Origin of the sequence: Pseudomonas sp. IT-P2, assembly GCF_949767575.1 — a bacterium.
Taxonomy (GTDB): domain Bacteria; phylum Pseudomonadota; class Gammaproteobacteria; order Pseudomonadales; family Pseudomonadaceae; genus Aquipseudomonas; species Aquipseudomonas pharyngis.
This window is the reverse complement of sequence record NZ_CATKQA010000008.1, coordinates 20681-37215: the sequence shown is the minus strand read 5'-3', so window position 1 is coordinate 37215 and position 16535 is coordinate 20681. Positions and strand designations below refer to the sequence as shown.

Annotated in this window: 18 protein-coding genes; 7 read left to right on the top strand and 11 right to left on the bottom strand. The window is 62.6% G+C overall.

All coding sequences use genetic code 11. The annotated features are described in order from the left end of the window. The first annotated feature begins 120 nt into the window (after positions 1-120). Positions 121-945 (top strand): alpha/beta fold hydrolase, encoded by an 825-nt coding sequence (locus ACM6JM_RS05630; RefSeq protein ID WP_414881434.1) that lies wholly within the window; start codon positions 121-123, stop codon positions 943-945. Between the two features lie 32 nt (positions 946-977). Further along, entirely contained in the window at positions 978-2015 is a 1038-nt protein-coding gene (locus ACM6JM_RS05625) for a hypothetical protein (protein WP_414881433.1), read from the top strand. Positions 2016-2049: 34 nt separating this feature from the next. Here the strand turns inward: ACM6JM_RS05625 and dsbG are convergent, their stop codons facing one another. From dsbG to dsbD, 3 genes are read right to left on the bottom strand one after another with little or no spacing between them, the layout of a single operon-like run. Next, positions 2050-2820, bottom strand: coding sequence for a thiol:disulfide interchange protein DsbG (dsbG, locus tag ACM6JM_RS05620; protein WP_414881432.1), 771 nt, complete (start codon positions 2818-2820; stop codon positions 2050-2052). Continuing rightward, positions 2796-3668: a TlpA disulfide reductase family protein gene (locus ACM6JM_RS05615; RefSeq protein WP_074687932.1), complete on the bottom strand. Its 873-nt coding sequence runs from the start codon at positions 3666-3668 to the stop codon at positions 2796-2798. The genes dsbG and ACM6JM_RS05615 overlap by 25 nt, the downstream gene beginning before the upstream one ends. Continuing rightward, entirely contained in the window at positions 3668-5398 is a 1731-nt protein-coding gene (gene dsbD / locus ACM6JM_RS05610) for a protein-disulfide reductase DsbD (RefSeq protein ID WP_414881431.1), read from the bottom strand. Before dsbD ends, ACM6JM_RS05615 begins: the two co-directional genes overlap by 1 nt. A gap of 153 nt (positions 5399-5551) precedes the next feature. Here dsbD and ACM6JM_RS05605 point away from each other — a divergent pair, with 153 nt between their 5' ends. From ACM6JM_RS05605 to ACM6JM_RS05585, 5 genes are all read left to right on the top strand, one after another. Further along, complete coding sequence (locus tag ACM6JM_RS05605) at positions 5552-6232, top strand: response regulator (protein ID WP_011335250.1); 681 nt, start codon at positions 5552-5554, stop codon at positions 6230-6232. Then, on the top strand, positions 6232-7554 hold the full coding sequence (locus tag ACM6JM_RS05600) for an ATP-binding protein (protein ID WP_039770380.1): 1323 nt from the start codon (positions 6232-6234) through the stop codon (positions 7552-7554). The genes ACM6JM_RS05605 and ACM6JM_RS05600 overlap by 1 nt, the downstream gene beginning before the upstream one ends. 107 nt (positions 7555-7661) lie before the next feature. Further along, complete coding sequence (locus tag ACM6JM_RS05595; protein WP_414881430.1) at positions 7662-8147, top strand: GNAT family N-acetyltransferase; 486 nt, start codon at positions 7662-7664, stop codon at positions 8145-8147. A gap of 142 nt (positions 8148-8289) precedes the next feature. Next, positions 8290-9702, top strand: coding sequence for an aspartate aminotransferase family protein (locus ACM6JM_RS05590; protein WP_414881429.1), 1413 nt, complete (start codon positions 8290-8292; stop codon positions 9700-9702). 82 nt (positions 9703-9784) lie between these two features. Beyond that, positions 9785-10009 carry an MbtH family protein gene (locus tag ACM6JM_RS05585; protein WP_007917715.1) on the top strand — a complete coding sequence of 75 codons (225 nt, stop codon included), beginning with the start codon at positions 9785-9787 and terminating at the stop codon, positions 10007-10009. Positions 10010-10215: 206 nt separating this feature from the next. On the opposite strand, the gene ACM6JM_RS05580 is transcribed toward ACM6JM_RS05585, so the two are convergent. Genes ACM6JM_RS05580 through ACM6JM_RS05545 form a run of 8 tightly spaced genes read right to left on the bottom strand, consistent with a single transcriptional unit; the run spans position 10216 to position 16367 of the window. Then, positions 10216-11115: a metal ABC transporter substrate-binding protein gene (locus ACM6JM_RS05580; RefSeq protein ID WP_163976016.1), complete on the bottom strand. Its 900-nt coding sequence runs from the start codon at positions 11113-11115 to the stop codon at positions 10216-10218. Continuing rightward, a complete protein-coding gene (locus ACM6JM_RS05575) occupies positions 11116-12015 on the bottom strand; it encodes a metal ABC transporter permease (protein ID WP_003226663.1) in 900 nt (299 codons plus the stop codon). Continuing rightward, complete coding sequence (locus ACM6JM_RS05570; protein WP_074687922.1) at positions 12015-12758, bottom strand: metal ABC transporter ATP-binding protein; 744 nt, start codon at positions 12756-12758, stop codon at positions 12015-12017. Before ACM6JM_RS05570 ends, ACM6JM_RS05575 begins: the two co-directional genes overlap by 1 nt. Further along, positions 12755-13684: a metal ABC transporter substrate-binding protein gene (locus tag ACM6JM_RS05565; RefSeq protein ID WP_039770367.1), complete on the bottom strand. Its 930-nt coding sequence runs from the start codon at positions 13682-13684 to the stop codon at positions 12755-12757. Before ACM6JM_RS05565 ends, ACM6JM_RS05570 begins: the two co-directional genes overlap by 4 nt. Positions 13685-13718: 34 nt before the next feature. After that, the gene (locus tag ACM6JM_RS05560; RefSeq protein ID WP_039770365.1) at positions 13719-14294 is read right to left on the bottom strand and encodes a DUF6162 family protein; all 576 of its coding nucleotides are present in this window, start codon (positions 14292-14294) and stop codon (positions 13719-13721) included. Further along, positions 14291-14632 carry a hypothetical protein gene (locus ACM6JM_RS05555; protein ID WP_039770363.1) on the bottom strand — a complete coding sequence of 114 codons (342 nt, stop codon included), beginning with the start codon at positions 14630-14632 and terminating at the stop codon, positions 14291-14293. The genes ACM6JM_RS05560 and ACM6JM_RS05555 overlap by 4 nt, the downstream gene beginning before the upstream one ends. After that, on the bottom strand, positions 14629-15168 hold the full coding sequence (locus ACM6JM_RS05550; RefSeq protein WP_085744923.1) for a thiamine pyrophosphate-binding protein: 540 nt from the start codon (positions 15166-15168) through the stop codon (positions 14629-14631). Before ACM6JM_RS05550 ends, ACM6JM_RS05555 begins: the two co-directional genes overlap by 4 nt. Next, positions 15165-16367: a PepSY-associated TM helix domain-containing protein gene (locus tag ACM6JM_RS05545; RefSeq protein ID WP_039770359.1), complete on the bottom strand. Its 1203-nt coding sequence runs from the start codon at positions 16365-16367 to the stop codon at positions 15165-15167. The genes ACM6JM_RS05550 and ACM6JM_RS05545 overlap by 4 nt, the downstream gene beginning before the upstream one ends. Positions 16368-16535: the final 168 nt, after the last annotated feature.

Below are 16535 nucleotides of genomic sequence, written 5' to 3'. Positions count from 1 at the left end.
AAACGAGTTTCGCTGTGGCCGTTGTCGCAAATCGGGCTTTGTAATCCTTTCATATCATTGACGGCCGAGGCGCGCCCGCTCAGTCTTCGTGCTCCAGTTTCTTTGCCACGGGGGTTATCCATGCCTTTTTTCACGGTTGACGGACAGGCGCTTCACTACATTGATCAAGGCACGGGCCCGGCGGTGCTGTTGGCCGGCAGTTACCTGTGGGACCAGACCATGTGGGCCCCGCAAATCGCAGCGTTGTCGGCGCACTACCGGGTGATTGCGCTGGATCTGTGGGGCCATGGCGAATCCGGTCGTTTGCCTGAAGGCACCGCTTCGCTGGACGACATCGCCCGTCAGGCACTGGCCTTGCTCGATCATCTGGACATCGACCGGGTCACGCTGGTCGGGTTGTCGGTCGGCGGCATGTGGGGCGTGCGTCTGGCGTTGTCGGCGCCGCAGCGGCTCAACGGTCTGGTGCTGATGGACACTTACGTCGGCGTCGAGCCGGAGCCGACCCGTCAGTACTATTTCTCGCTGTTCAAACAGATCGAGGAAAGCGGCGGGATCTCCGAGCAACTGCTGGATATCGTGGTGCCGATCTTCTTCCGCCCGGGCATCGATCGGGAGTCGGCGCTGTATCAGGATTTCCGCGCAAAACTCGCCGGCTATTCCGCCGAACGCCTGCGCGACAGCATCGTGCCGATGGGGCGCATCACCTTTGGCCGTGATGACCTGTTGCCGCGTCTGGGCGAGCTGAATGCGGCGACCACGCTGGTGGTCTGTGGCGATCAGGACAAACCACGCCCGCCGTCGGAAGCACGGGAAATGGCCGAGTTGATTGGCTGCCCGTGTGTGCTGGTGCCGGAGGCGGGGCATATCTCCAATCTGGAGAATCCCGGATTCGTGACGGAGGTGTTGTTCAGTTTTTTGAGTGAGCGCAATCGAAATACGCTGTAATTGCGTATGGAATTTCATTTTAAGGGACTGGCGTGAAGCAATTCTTCTGGCGCGATCTTGAAGATCTGCAAGGACAATGGGGTGGGCTGAGCATTGAGATCAGTGGCCCTCCTCAGGGCAAACCACAACTGTATCTGTGCACAGGTAACAATGCTCGCCTGAAACTGATGTTCAACGAGACCCCTTTGTTTTGGGGGACGATGGCGACTTCGTATTACGGTGCCTGGCTGGTGCGCAATCCGTTGCCGATGCAATGGGAGTCGCCACCCGTTCCTGCCATTGACTCTGCGCAGGTCGAACACCACCGCCATTTGCCCGTCGAGCAGCGAATGAAAGCCTGGAGCCGGTACTTCATCAACCAATTGATGGAGCATCAGACGGACTTTCTTTATCCCGGACACTGGGTGGCACGGCCCATGATGCCTGTGGACGTACGAAGACACCGTGGCGACGGTGTGAACAATTGGTATTTCTCGACAGAGCAAGAGATGACCAGCCATTTACCGGTATGGTCAGCTCGTGGTGACGGCATTCTCGACAACCTTCAGCCGCGACCAGTGGAGTGGCTCGACTGGGATCTGGGCAATCTGATCGGTCTGCACACGGTCGATCCGTATGCCGGGCGTATGAAGTGGTGGCGCAAGAAGGCGAGAGAGGACAGCCTGCCCCCTGTCTTGCTGTGGTATGTCGGCGCCTTGTGTTCTTACGTGATTATCGACGGTCACTATCGATTGCAGGCCGCGCTGGCTGAAAACGTCAAACCGACGTTTATCGTTTTGAGTTCAACTAAAACCTACCCCCTCACACCCAATCCCGACACTCAACAGCGGGTGTTCAATTCCCTGATGCTGCAAAGCGAAAGGAATCCGGGTTTTGATGTACGAACCTTGAACCAGGCGTTGATCAACAACTTCGATGATCGGCCCTGCCATTCGGCAAAAACCCATGCCTGGGCCGGCATCGTATCGGACACGGAGTGGTCGAAAGAGGTGACGCAGTTTTTGCTTGAACACGGAGCGACAGGCGAACTGGATGACATCCTTGAGCGATGTGAGCCGAGTGAGTGGTGATGGCTCCAGCTGTATTTACCGGAGCCGCAAATCGTTATTTCGGGCCGAGAATCTTCGCCAGTTTGTCCGGCGTCGGCGCGCCTTGCTGTTGTTGCAGTTCGCCCTTGTCGTCCATGTAGAAGATCGCCGGGGTGGCCTGCAAGTCCAGGTCTTCCATCAACTGCATGTTCGCCGCGAGTCTGGTCTGCACGGCGACCGGAATGTCCTTCAAGGCCTTGAGGGTGCTGGCCTTGCCGGCCTTCTCGTGATCTTCCAGGGCTTTGCTCGGGTCCTTGGCGGCGAGCAGAGCGGCGGCTTTGGCCGGGCTGTCTTCGCGGATGATGCCGACCATGATGTGTCGCAGCTGCACCTTGCCGGCCTTGACCCATGGGCGGGCCTGTTCCCAGAACATGTTGCAGTACGGGCAGTTCGGGTCGCTGAACAGGTACACGGTGCGCGGGGCATCCTTGTCGCCGTCCTGAATCCAGTTGCTGGCTTCGAACTTGGCCCAGACTTCCTTGGCCATCGGCGCGTAGACCAGTTTTTGCAGTGGCTCGCTGCTCAAGTCCTTGCCGTCGGCGTCGTACAGGTTGCCCAGCAGCACGTGCTTGCCGTCCGGCGTCAGGTACAGCGCCATACCGCGGTTCTGGTATTGCGCGGCGTAACCGCGCAAGCCGTCCGGCGCGTCGAACTGGCCGACGATCCTGGCGCCCTTGGCTTCGATCTTCTTGATCGCTTCAGGCGGTTCTTCAGCAGCCTGGACCGACGGCAAGTGCAGCAGGGCGGCGCCCAGGGTCAGCGTCAGCAGGTGGCGGAGGCGGGGCATGGCAGTTTCCTTGAAGAAGAGGTGGCCGGATTCAGGCTGGATGCCGGGGTGTCGAAGCTTTCCAGAGCACGGGCCAGGCTGGCGTTGGACAATTCGCCCAAATGGCTGCCCAGCAGGCGACCGTCCGGGCTATAGAACAGGGTAGTCGGCAGGGCCATGGAGCCCACGGCCTGGCCGAGGCGTCCGCTGCGGTCGAACAGCACGTTGTTCAGGCTCAAACCCTGGGTTTCGAGAAAGGTGGCGACGCTTTGCATGCTTTCGGCCTGGTTGACGAACAGGAACGTCAGGTCCGGGCGTTGTTGCTGGGCGTTTTCCAGCACCGGCATTTCCCGGCGGCACGGCGGACACCAGGTGGCCCACAGGTTGATCACCAGCGGCCCGCCCTGATAGTCGGTGAGTTTCACGGTTTCCCCGGCGGCGTTGCGCAGAGTGATGTCCGGCAGGCGCGTGCCTTGCTCGTAGATATTCAGCGACAGGGTCGCCAGCACCCAGAACGCCACACCGCTGACCACGCCGAAACCCAGCGGTCGACGCAAGCCCGGCCGGCGCCAGCCGCGATACAGCGCCGCCAGCAACAGCACGATCACCCCCGGCCAGGCGAGAAAACCGCCGTCGCGCAGGTCGATGATCTGCCACAGATCGTTGCGATAGTGGCCCCAGTACACAGCGACAAACGCAATGCGCGCCGCCAGCATGCCGAGCAGAAACAGGCTGAACAGCGCCGACTCGGGGTTGTCACCGCCGCGCTTGGCCACCCGCCAGCCGACGAAAGTCGCCAGCGCCAGCGCGCTGATCAGCAGCAGGTGGTTGAGTGCGATGGCAAAGGTGCCGAGGGTGAAGGTCAGCATTAACGGGCGTCTCGGGTGGTGGTCCAGCGTTGCAGGAAAGTATCGGCATCGACCTCGCCGGTGATGCGCTGGCTGCGGCGCTCTTCACCGTCGGCGCCGATCCACACGAAACTCGGTGGCCCCGGCACTTTATAACGGCCGAGCAGTTCGCGGCTGGCGGCATTGTCGGCGGTGACGTCGAGCCGTAGCAAGCGCACATCGCTCAGGGCCTGCATCACCCGTGCCTGGCCGAACACCTGTTTCTCCATGACTTTGCACGACGTGCACCAGTCGGCGTAGTAATCGAGCAATACCCACTGGCCTTGCGCTTTGGCGGCGTCGAGCTCGCGTTGCAGGGCAGCGGGATCCTTGATCGTCGTGAAGGCTTCGTGGCCGCTGGGCACCGCAGATCCGACGCGGCCGGCGCTGTACACCTGCAACGGCTGATACGGATCGTCACTGCCGCCCGCCGCCCCGACCACCAGCAGACTGCCCCACAGGCCCAGCAACAGCGAACCGGCACCGAACAGTTGCGCCACGCGACCAAAGCCATCGGACTGTTTCCAGGCGCTGTAAGCGGCGATCAACAGCAGCGCGCCGCACAGGCCCAACCACAGCGACGGATCCAGCACCGGGCGCAGCATCAGCAGCGCGGTGGCAAGGAACAGAAAACCGAATATGCCCTTGAGCAGATTCATCCACGCGCCGGGCTTGGGCAGGAAGCGATTGCCGACCGTTACCAGCAACAGCAGCGGAACGCCGATGCCGATGCCCAAAGCAAACAGGATCAGGCCGCCGTGCAGCGCGTTGCCGCTTTGCGCGATGTAGAGCAGAGCGCCGGCCAGCGGCGCGGTCATGCACGGGCCGACCAGCAGACCGGACAGCGCGCCCAATACGCCGGCGCCGATCAGGCTGCCGCCGCGCTGGCTGCGCGAGGCGTGTTCCAGTCGATCTCGCAGGGCCACCGGCAACTGCAGTTCGAAGAAGCCGAACATCGGCAGCGCCAGAACCACAAACACTGCCGCGAACGTCCCGAGCAGCCACGGGTTCTGCAACCCCGCCTGCAGGTTGGCACCCAGCAGCGCGGCAATGACGCCCATCGCCGCATACACCAAAGCCATGCAAACCACATAACTGCCGGCCAGCGCGAAACCGCGACGCGGCGTGGCGCCGCTGCCCACGACCATGCCCGCCAGAATCGGCAGCATCGGCAACGAGCACGGCGCAAACGCCAGCAGCAGACCGAGACCGAAGAACACCAGCAGACTCCAGCCCAGCGAATGCTGTTGCAGACCGCTGGCCAGTGCCTGATCCGGCGCCTCATCTGTCGTTGCTGCGGCTTTGCCGCCGAGGTCGATCACTCTGGTTTGTGGTGGATAGCAAAGACCCGCGTCGGCGCAGCCCTGATAACTGACCTTTATCTGGCCCGTGGCGGCTGCGGGAATCTTCAGTTCCAGACCCTGACGATAAACCGGTTGCTCGCCGAAATACTCGTCGCTGTGGGACTCGCCTTCGGGCAGGGCCGGGACGCTTTCCGTCGCCAGCCCGTCGAATTTCAGACGCTTCTGATACAGGTAATAGCCATCGGCGATTTGCCAGAACAGCTGGGTCTCGCCGGAATCCAGACGCTCCGAGGTCAGCACGAACGCCTTGTCGACCGGCAAAAACTCCGGTTTTGACGCAAAAGGATCATTCCCTGCCTGGGCCAGACTCGAAATCAACAGTGCAAAAAACAGCAAAAAATGACGCATGGAGGAGCCTTGTCCCTGTGCAATTGAGGGGCACAATGGGCGGCGGCGATTAACCGATGATTAACCGCGACGCCCTTGTCGCGGTGGCGTTCGGGGCATAATGTCGGCTTAATCGGCCAGCGGCCTAATCAGCACTTTTCCACGGGACTCACCATGCACGTACTGGTTTGCGAAGACGATGAGTTGATCGCCAGCGGGATCGTCGCCGGGCTGACGGCGCAGGGCCTGACCGTCGAGCACGTCAACACCGCCTCCAAGGCACGGGCGATCCTCAAGGTTGCCGAATTCGACGTGATGGTGCTCGATCTCGGCCTGCCGGACGAAGATGGCCTCAAGTTGCTGCAACAACTGCGTCAGCAAGGCCTGGAGATTCCGGTCCTGATTCTGACTGCGCGGGATTCGGTTACCGATCGTGTCGACGGTCTGCAGTCCGGTGCCGACGACTACCTGCTCAAGCCATTCGACCTGCGCGAGTTGTTCGCCCGCCTGCAAACCCTGCTGCGCCGGGTGGCCGGACGCAGCGTCAATCTGATCGAACACGGCGCGCTGACTTACGATCCGAGCAGTCGCGAAACCACCCTGGCGGGGCGTCCGGTGGATCTGTCGCGGCGCGAGCAGTCGTTGTTGCAAGCCTTGCTGCACAACCGTGGCCGGGTGCTGTCCACCGAGCAGTTGAAGGACAGCGTCTACGGTTTCAACGATGAACTGGAAAGCAATGCGCTCAATGTGCACATCCATCACCTGCGCAGCAAACTCGGCAAAGGCATCGTCGAAACCGTGCGCGGTCTGGGTTATCGCCTGGGCCCGGCCGATGGCGGAGAACCCGACAAGTGATGAGCCTGCGCCTGCGCCTGAGCCTGACCCTCGGCGCCGCATTCGCGCTGATCTGGGCATTGGCGGCCGCCTGGATGCTCAGCGACCTGCGCAACCAGATGATGTTTTCCCTCGACCAGCGCCTGGTGGCGTCGGCGCGGATGGTCGCCGGGTTGCTGGAACAATTGCCGGCTGTCCCGAGCAAAGGCGAGGGCACTCATTTCAGCGCCGAGCAGTTGAACATTCCCGGCGGCATGGCCTGTCAGGTCAGCTCGCTGCGCGGGGAAATCCTCGCACGCAGCCACAACAACCCGGAACAGGCGCTGGAAGCCCAGAAAATGGGCTTCCACGATCAAATGATCGACGGTGCGCCATGGCGCAGCTTCACCCTGGCTCGGGGCGATGTGCGGATCACCACCGCCGACCGGGTGATCGAGCGTGAAGCCCTGAACATGTCGATTCTGCTGGCGGCCTCGGTGCCGGTCGGCGTGGCGTTGCTTGGCTGCCTGTGCCTGTTGTGGCTGGGGATCGGTCAGGGTCTGGCACCGTTGAATCGCTTGCGCGAAGCCTTGATGCGCCGCAATGCCGACTCGCTGGAGCCGTTGCAGTTGCAGTCATTCCCCAGCGAACTGAAACCGCTGCTGGAAACCCAGAATCAGCTGTTCCAGCGCATCGGCAAGACCATCGAGCGCGAGCGTCGCCTGACCGGCGATGCCGCCCACGAACTGCGCAGCCCGCTGACGGCGATCAAGACCCACCTGCAAGTGGCGCGCATGACCGATGGCAGCGCCCGCGATCAGTCTCTGGCCCGGGCCGAGGAGGGTGCCGACCGCCTGCATCGGACCCTTGAGCAGTTACTGTTGCTGGCGCGGGTCGAAGGCAGTCTGTCGTTCGACGACGGTGTGCAGTGCAGCGCCGAGCAGGTAGCGAAACTGGCGATCCAGGACTCGGCCGGCGACCAGCGCCAGCGGATAAGACTGCACCTGCCCGAGCGCTTGTCCGAAGCTCCACTGCAAATGCCGGCCGTGCTGTCGATCGCGGCCCTGCGCAATCTGCTGGACAATGCCCTGCGTCATACGCCGACGGACGGCGCGGTGGATCTGAGCCTGGAAACTACCGCCAATCGCGTGCGTTTCGTGGTGCGCGACCATGGTCCGGGGATTGCCCCGGACGATCTGCAACACCTGACCCAGCGCTTCTGGCGCAACGGCCAGAGCACCGGCTGCGGACTGGGGCTGGCGATTGTCCAGGCGATCGTTCAGCGCTGCGCCTGCACCCTGCATTTCGACAGCCGTCCGGATGGTTTGCGGGTCGAGCTGACCATGCCGCTGCAACCGGTCTGACAGTTTGCCGGGCACATCAAATGTAACCTCTCTCCATTAGTCATCCGCCGGCCGCGACGGTATTGTCGCCCCAGCCTTTGACTCAATGGATTGAGGGAAACAGCGCCATGGAAGCACCCATCCACATCTGTCCCGCCACTCTTGCCGACGCCGGCGTCATCAGCCGGATTCTCGAACGCTCGATCCGCGTCGGTTGCGCGCTTGACCATCGCAACGATCCACAACTGGTCGATCGCTGGGTCCGCCGACAATCGGCGGAGCACATCAGCGCGTGGCTCGCCGATCCCCGTCATTATCTGAATATTGCGCTGTTGCAGGACAAACCGGTCGGCGTCGGCATGGCCGCGGCCAATGGCGAGATCACGTTTTGTCATGTGCAGCCGGAGTGGTTTCGTCGCGGTGCGGGTCGCGCATTGATGGGCGATCTCGAAGGCTGGTTGAGAATTCGTGGCCAGCCTCGCGTCAGGCTCGCCAGCACGCGAACCAGCGAGGCGTTCTATCGGCGTCTGGGTTATCGTGAAGCGGCGTCTCCCTTTGCACATCACGGCATTTTGGCCCTGCCGATGCACAAGGCGCTGGCATTGTCGGCCTGACATTTGATCAAGGGTGTAAATCCTCGACACGCTGGTGCGTTTCCAGAACAGGAAAACCTGCATGTGCGCCCCGCGACCGGAACGCGCACCTGCCCGGTGTGCAGTTTTGGTCACTATCCATAGCGTATTGAGGGGTCGAGAGATGTCAGTCGCCACCAGCCTTATCGAAGAGCCGTCGGCCCGGATCGCCTCCGCGTCGGCTGAAACGCTGTATCAGTTCAATGAGTCGCCGTTGCTGGCCCGTCAGAGCCAGCAGGAATCCAATGCTCGCAGCTACCCGCGCCGGATTCCCCTGGCGCTCAAGCGCGCCAAGGGCCTGTACGTCGAGGACGTCGAAGGCCGCAGCTTCATCGATTGCCTGGCCGGCGCCGGCACCCTCGCGTTGGGGCATAACCATCCGGTAGTGATCGAGGCCATTCAGCAGGTACTGGCCGATGAGTTGCCACTGCACACCCTGGACCTGACCACGCCGGTAAAGGATCAATTTGTTCAGGACCTGTTCGGCCTGCTGCCTCCGGCATTGGCCAAGGAAGCGAAAATCCAGTTCTGCGGCCCGACCGGCACCGACGCCGTGGAAGCCGCGCTGAAACTGGTGCGCACCGCCACCGGGCGCAGCACCGTGCTGTCGTTCTCCGGCGGTTACCACGGCATGAGCCAGGGCGCCTTGAGCCTGATGGGCAGCCTGGGGCCGAAAAAACCACTGGGCGCGTTGCTCAGCAACGGCGTGCAATTCATGCCGTTCCCTTACGACTACCGTTGCCCGTTCGGCCTCGGTGGCGCGGCAGGTGTGAAGGCCAATCTGAGCTATCTGGAAAACCTGCTCAATGATCCCGAGGCCGGCGTGCAATTGCCGGCAGCGGTGATCGTCGAAGCGGTGCAGGGCGAGGGCGGCGTGATCCCGGCGGACATCGAGTGGCTGCGCGGTCTGCGCCGCATCACCGAAAAGGCCGGTGTTGCACTGATCGTCGACGAAATCCAGAGCGGTTTCGCCCGCACCGGCAAGATGTTTGCCTTCGAACACGCCGGCATCACCCCGGATGTGGTGGTGCTGTCCAAGGCCATTGGCGGCAGCCTGCCGCTGGCCGTGGTGGTTTATCGCGACTGGCTCGACACCTGGCAACCGGGCGCTCACGCCGGTACGTTCCGTGGCAACCAGATGGCGATGGCCGCCGGCTCTGCGGTGATGCGTTACCTGGTCGAGCACAAGGTCTGCGAACACGCTGCCGCCATGGGCGAACGCCTGAGCGAACACCTGCGCATTTTGCAGCGCGATTTCCCGCAACTGGGCGACATTCGTGGTCGTGGCCTGATGCTCGGTGTCGAACTGGTCGATCCGAACGGCGCTCCGGATGCGCTGGGGCATCCACCGGCCTTCGCACGTCTGGCGCCGCTGATTCAGCGCGAATGCCTCAAGCGCGGGCTGATTCTGGAGCTGGGCGGGCGCCATGGTGCGGTGGTGCGCTTCCTGCCGCCGCTGGTGATCACCGCCGCGGAAATCGACCGCGTCGCCGAGATCTTCGGCCGTGCGTTGAGCGCTGCGACCGCCGGCCTGTAAATTTTTCGCCGCGTCGAACGTTCTTTCTACATACCCGGCTGCACCGTCGTGCAGCCCACCCTTACAGCGATGGAGACACAGCATGACGTCAGTATTCGACCGCGAGGACATCCTCTTTCAAGTCGTGGTCAACCACGAAGAGCAGTACTCGATCTGGCCGGACTACAAGGCCGTGCCGGAAGGCTGGCGCACCGTTGGCAAGAGCGGCCTGAAGAAGGAATGTCTGGCCTACATCGAAGAAGTCTGGACCGACATGCGTCCGCTGAGCCTGCGCCAGAAGATGGAAGCGCAAGCAGCTGCCCAGTAAGTCTTCAGCCAAAAAGAAACCCGCTGAACCGGGAACGGTCAGCGGGTTTTTTCATGTCTGGAAGATCGGCCTTGATGATCGTTCCCACGCTCTGCGTGGGAATGCCTCATTGGACGCTCCGCGTCCGCTTCGCAAGGGACGCGGAGCGTCCCGGGCTGCATTCCCACGCGGAGCGTGGGAACGATCAACGGGGGGGGCAACTGGCCTTAGGCGCCGCTCAAGCCCTTGAGCAGCACATCCACATTGCCTTCCAGCTCTGCCACCGGATCCGCTGCATCGGTGCTGAGCACCAGCAGTTGACTGCCCGATTCGGCAATCGCCGCTTTCACCGCATCCGAAGGCTGGCGGTGGTGCAGCACCACTGCTACGTCGTTGTCTTTCAAAGTCGCGGTCAGTTTTTTCAGCTCCTCCGGCGTCCATTCGGCATCCGGTCGAGCGTCCTGTCCGATCAACTCCAGATTGAGGCTGCCGATCAGGTAACCGAAGTGATCGCTCAGGCTCATCACGCTCAGGTTGTCGGCACGGGCCAGACGCGCTTCGCTGTCGGCACTGAGTTTCAGCAGACGCTGTTTCAGCGCCGCCAGATTGGCCTCGATCTTCGGTTTGTCCTTCGGTGCCAGGCGCACCAGATCCGCCGCCATCACGTCAGCCATACGCCCCATGTTGTTGCTCGCCAGCCACGGCTGACTGTTCAGGCCGTCGACCTTGAGCCCCGGTTGCACGGCAATGCCGGGCAGGGCGCCGTCCACCGGGCGGGCTGCGTCGACTTCGACGATGCGGATGTTGCTGCGGCGGGCGATCGGGTACAGCGGGTCATCGGCCCACAGCGAGCGCACGCCGATCACTGCATCGGCGCCCGTGGCCAGTTTGCTCAGCGCCGGGGCGCCGCGACCGGTGAAGTAGGCGGTCTGGCGGCTGCCTGGCAGGTTGGCCGGTGCTGCGCGTTCGAGGCTGATGTCGGTGCCTTTGATCAGGACTTCGCCCAGACCATAAGTGATCGGCAGCGAGGCCAGCACCCGCAATGGTTTCTCGGCAGCCAGCAGAGGGCTCGAAACCACGCCGCTTAGGGCAATGGCCAGAGCAAGTTGTCGTAATGAAAAAGCCATTTATCCAAGGTTCCCTTTCAGACTGGGGACGACGCCCCGGGCAATTGCGGCGAGGGCGAAGGCGATACCGGCGACCAGAATGATCGCGGCGCCGGACGGAATCGGCAGGTCGAACACGATCGGCGCAAGAATCCCGCACAGCGTGCTGACCGTGGCGATCAGCACCGAACACCAGAAAAAGCCCTTGAGCGACTGGCTGAGCAAACGAGCCGCCGCCGCCGGAATCACCAGCAGCGCACCGACCAGAATCGCGCCGATGACTTTCACCGCGGCAACCGTAATCAGTGTCACCAGAATCACGAACAGATAATCCAGGGTCTTCACCGCGACGCCGCGCACCGCCGCCAGTTGCGGGTTGAAGCTGGCGAGCATGATCCGGTTGTACAGCGGCAGGGCCAGCGCCATGACCAGTGAGCCGACAATCGCCAGCACCAGCAGGTCGTTACCGTTGACCGTCAGCACCGAGCCGAACAGCACGTTTTCCAGAATGTGCACGTTGATCTTGCCTGCCAGAATCAGCAGCAGGCTGGCACCCAGAGCGAGAGACACCGACAGGAATACGCCAATCAATGTGTCCGGGGCCAGCCCGGTACGGTTGCGCAGGTAATTGAGCAAAATCCCGAACAACAGGCAGTAGCCGAACAGGCTGCCGTAAGGCCCGGTGTAGGGTTCGCCGAGCAGAATGCCGATGGCCACCCCGGTCAGTGCCGCGTGGCCGACCGCCTCGGAGAAAAACGCGAAGCGCTTGACCACCACCAGCGTGCCGAGGCCACCCAGTACCGGGCCGATCAGCAGACCGGCGAGCAAGGCATTGACCACAAATCCATAGGCCAGGGCTTCCGGCAGGTAACCGGATGAGGCCCAGCCTTGCACCATCAAACGAAAGGCTTCGTAACTCATCAGGCAGCGCTCCGTGGATGGGTCGAGAACAGGGTCAGCAGGCGCTCCGGAGTCAGGGCCTGTTGCGGCGTGGCGTCGAACAGCACCCGGCGGTTGAGGCCGGTGACGCGATTGGCCAGACGCCCGACCGCTTCCAGATCGTGCTCGATCCACAGCACGGTGATGCCCGCCGCACGCCAGTCACCGAGCAAACGTTCGAACACCTGGATCCCGGCTTCGTCGAGGGCCGACATCGGTTCATCCAGCACCAGCAATTGCGGCGCTGGAATCAGGCCTTGGGCAAGCAGTACCCGCTGGCGTTCGCCACCGGACAGCGCACCCATCCGGCGCTTGCGCTTGTCCTGCATGCCGACCCGCTCCAGCGCATCACCGATGGCGCCGGCGTAGCGTTTGCTCAGGCCGAGAAAGGCCGGGCGCCGCTGACACATGGCAGCCATGAAGTCGTCGACGGTCATCGGCAGGCCGCGGTCGAATTCCAGCGCCTGCGGCACGTAACCGATGGTGCCGGGCTCGCCGGGCCATTGCAGACTGAGCCGGCCCTGATGGGGCATCTGCCCGAGCAGGGTCTTGATCAGCGAACTCTTGCCGCCGCCGTTGGGGCCGACCAGCGCATGCACGCTGCCGGGCTGCACCTGGAAGGAGACCTTGTCCAGAATCGTCGTGCGCCCAAGAGTCAGGCTGACGTCGGCGAAATCCAGGGTCGGGCCGTTAAGGGTGATTGAGAGGTTTTCCTGAGCCGTCATGCGCCGGACTCCTGAATCGCCCGCACTACGGTGTTGAGGTTGCCGGTCATTTCCTTTTCGTACTTGTCGGCGGTGTATTCGCCATAGGAAATGTGCGACAGCGGGTACAGCTTCACACCGGATTCACGCTGGATGGTTTCGACGTAGGTGGACGGGAAATCCATCTCGGAGAAGATCACTTTCACGTCCAGCTCGCGCAGTTGGTCGATGGTTTTCTTCAACTGGCTCGGGCTTGGCTCAATGCCGTGGGCCGGCTCGACCACCGCGGTGACTTCCAGGCCGAATTCACGCAGCAGGTAGTCATAAGCGGCGTGCACCGTGGCCACTCGCAGTTCGGCGTTCGGCGCCTGGGTCAGCTTGGCCAGGGCGTCGGCGCGCATCTGCCGCAGGCGTTTGCCGTAGGCGCGGGCGTTCTGGGTGTAAGCCTTGGCATTGTCCGGGTCGAGCTTGCCCAGCTCACGGGCGATGTTGTTGACCTGGGCAATCGAGGCGCTGATCGAAAGGAAGGTGTGCGGGTTCACCACTTTGCCAGCACCGCGCGCGGCAACCCCGGTGGCGGCCAGCAACGGCACGTTTTCGTTGGCTTCGATGGTCTTGATGTTCGGCGTTTCGCTGGCGGCGATCATGCGATCGGCGAAGTCGTCATGGCCAACGCCGTTGAGCACGATCACATCCAGCCCGCTGATGCGCTTGATGTCTTCGGCGCGCGGCTCGTAGGCGTGCGGGTTGAAGCCGGCGGGAATCAGCGGCACGACCTCGGCCTTGTCGCCGACGATGTTCGCCACATAGCTGTAATACGGATGCAGGGTGATGCCGATGCGCAGGCGCTTGGCCTGATCGGCGCTGGCCAGCGGGCTCAGCAGGCAGGCGCACAGACCGATCAGCAGCAGGCGCAGGAAAGGACGGCGTTGAGATGAACTAGGCATGGGCAAGCGGTCTTCTCTCGGTAAAGGCGAGGGTTCAATGGCGATGTTCGCGGGTCACCCCGGCATCGAATTGCGCGACGATCTGTTTCCATCCGGCAGCGGTCAGCGCTGCGTCTGACAGGTCTTTCGGCGCTTGCAGGTCGGTGGCGCGGTTGAGCCAGATGTCCGGCGCAGCGTCGTCGGCTGCGTTGAGGCGCATCAGAAACGAACCGGCCACGGCTGGTGCCTGGCTGTGGCCGAAGTAGGCGCGGTCGGCCAGCAACTGCCAGGCATGGCCACCACGACTGACCGAGCTGGCGTCCTGGGCGAACGGTGCAAAACCTTCATCGGCCAGGTTCTGCGGGCTTGGCAGCGTTTGCTGTTCTTCACGCAGCAGGCGGATCTCGTCGAGGGTCACGCGCAGATCCGCATAGATGCCCTGCTCGCTGGCGCCAAGGTCGCGACGGGCGTCCAGTTGATGGCTTGAAACCGGCTCCGGTTCGCGGGAAACGCCGCGCCATGTCACTACCGAGCCGGCAACCGCGATAATCAGCAGGCACATCAGCAGCACATTGAGGGTTTCGTGCCCGGCACCGGCCGGGCGGACAACCTGGGTGGTCGGCGTGGTCATGGGGCTTCGATATCCGCTTGGTCGATTTCGACCACGTGGCCAGGGCCGGCGTCGAACAGCACGTAGAACTCGGCGCCGGGTTTCTTGAAGGTCAGGGTCGAGTCGGCGCCGAGCTTGCCCGGCACCAGGATGGTTTCGTCGTAGCCGATCACATCGAGGGTCACCCCCGGCGCGCCGCTGCCGTCGGAGAAACCGCCGGTGCACTTGATCTGCTCGGCATCGATGGCCTTGCACTCGCACATCGGATTATGGGCCAGGACGCCGGCGCTGAAACCGGCAGTCAGCACCAGCAAGGTATTGCTCAGGAGCAAGCGGAAGGGGCGTTGGGCATGACTCATGGTTTGGCTCCTTGTTTGTTCAGCCAGGCGAGGGTGGCAGGCGAGGCCTGGCTCAGCGGAATCGAGGCTTGGTGCATGCTGCCGTCCCAGCCTTCCATGGTGATCCACAGTTCGGCGTCGGCAGCGGTTTTTTCCGGCACCGGCAACTGGGTACCCATGCGGTACGGCGTGCCGAAGAAAATCACCCCGGCCGCGCGCAGGCTGCGAGGTTTGCCGATGCGCAGGTACGTCGCCTTGACGTGGTCGACACAGGCGTCGCAGAGGGCGGCGCTGAAATCTTTCATGTAGCCGGCGGGGCCGGTCAGGATCGGGGCCTGATTGCGCAGTTCGGCCAGTCGCAGGCTCCAGGGACCGACCTGGATTTCGCCGATCTCCCGTTCACCCAGTCCGCTGTCACCACGAAACAGCGAAGCATCGGCGAAGTATTTGGGCATGAAACCGAGCGGGATCAGCAGCAACAGGACGTTGAGGTGGAAACGCCATTTGTGCCAGAACCGGTTCAGGCGCGACGGTGGTGTTATTCCAATGTGGCTCACGGACGCACCTCCGAAGGTTCATGTCGGGACGTCGATCGTGACGCGACCTTGCGGTTTCTCTTGTCTTCGCGCTTGAGTGCGTTGAGCGTGGCCAGGGCGGTGCGCTTGGTCCAGATCAGCAGGCCGCTGAGAACCATCATGCTCAGCAGCAGGCCGAAGAAGAACCAGATCAGCTTGATCCAGATTCCGCCGAAATCGCCGGTGTGCAGCGGACGCATCGATTCGGTGACGAACTCCAGGGCGGAGCGGTCGGACAGCAGGCGCGAGGCGGCAATGTCACCGTTGTAAGGATTGAGCGTGGCGGTCTGGAACATCAGCGGATACCAGCCACGACCACCGACACTCATGTGGCTGTAGGCGTTGCCGGGCAGGCTGACGAAACTGGCTTCCAGCCCCGGGATCTTTTGTTGAGCGATCTCGATGGCCGAGTCGAGACTGATCCGCGGTGGAGGTGTGCCGTCGGCGGAGATCGGCACACTTTCCCGGGACATCGCCGGGATGACCGGCTCGCTGGAAATGGAAATCTGGAAATCGAACAGCAGGGCGCGGATCAGGAACCACACGCCGGTAATGGAAATCACCGCGATGAACCAGATCGACCAGATGCCGCTGAGGCGGTGAAAGTCGCCCCAGAAAATCCGCGCACCGTGACGAATGCGCAGGGTCGGGCGGAAAAAGCCTTTCCAGAAGCGCTTGTACACCACCAGCCCGGTCACCAGCGAAGCGAGCATCGGCAGGCCGAGGAACGACACCAGGTACCAGCCCCAACTGAAGCCGTTGGTGAACGGCACCAGCCACCAGCCATGCAGTGCGCGGGTGAACGCCTTGAAGTTGAAGGTTGGCGCGGGGCCCTGGATGACGCCGGTGTACGGGTTGACGTAGACCGTCAGTGAACGCCCGTCGGGGTAGCTGACCTCGACGTCGAGGGCAAAGTGCGATTCGTCCGGACGACTGATGCTTTGCACCACTGTCTGCGGTTCGGCCTTCTTGATCGCGGCCAGGACCTGATCATAGCTGAGCAATGGTGCGTCGTCCGAAGGGGCGCTGGCGCGCATCTGCGGGTTGGCCAGCCAGACGATTTCCTGGCTGACCACCGCCAGGGTGCCGGTGACGCAGACGATCAGAACGAAAAACCAGATCGGCAACGCCAGCCAGCTGTGTACCAGGAACCACAGTTTCGAGCGGGATTTCTTCGACATGATGACGGGTCTTGATTCAGTGAGAGGGAGCGGTACTACGGGCTTCGCAGCACGGGAGTCCCCTGAAAGGCCGGTCGTGGCTTTTGCCTACGCGACCGGCCCGCATCTCTATAAGACGGATGACCGAAGCAAATCCCGATGAACGATATGAAAGTAAATGTTTCGCGA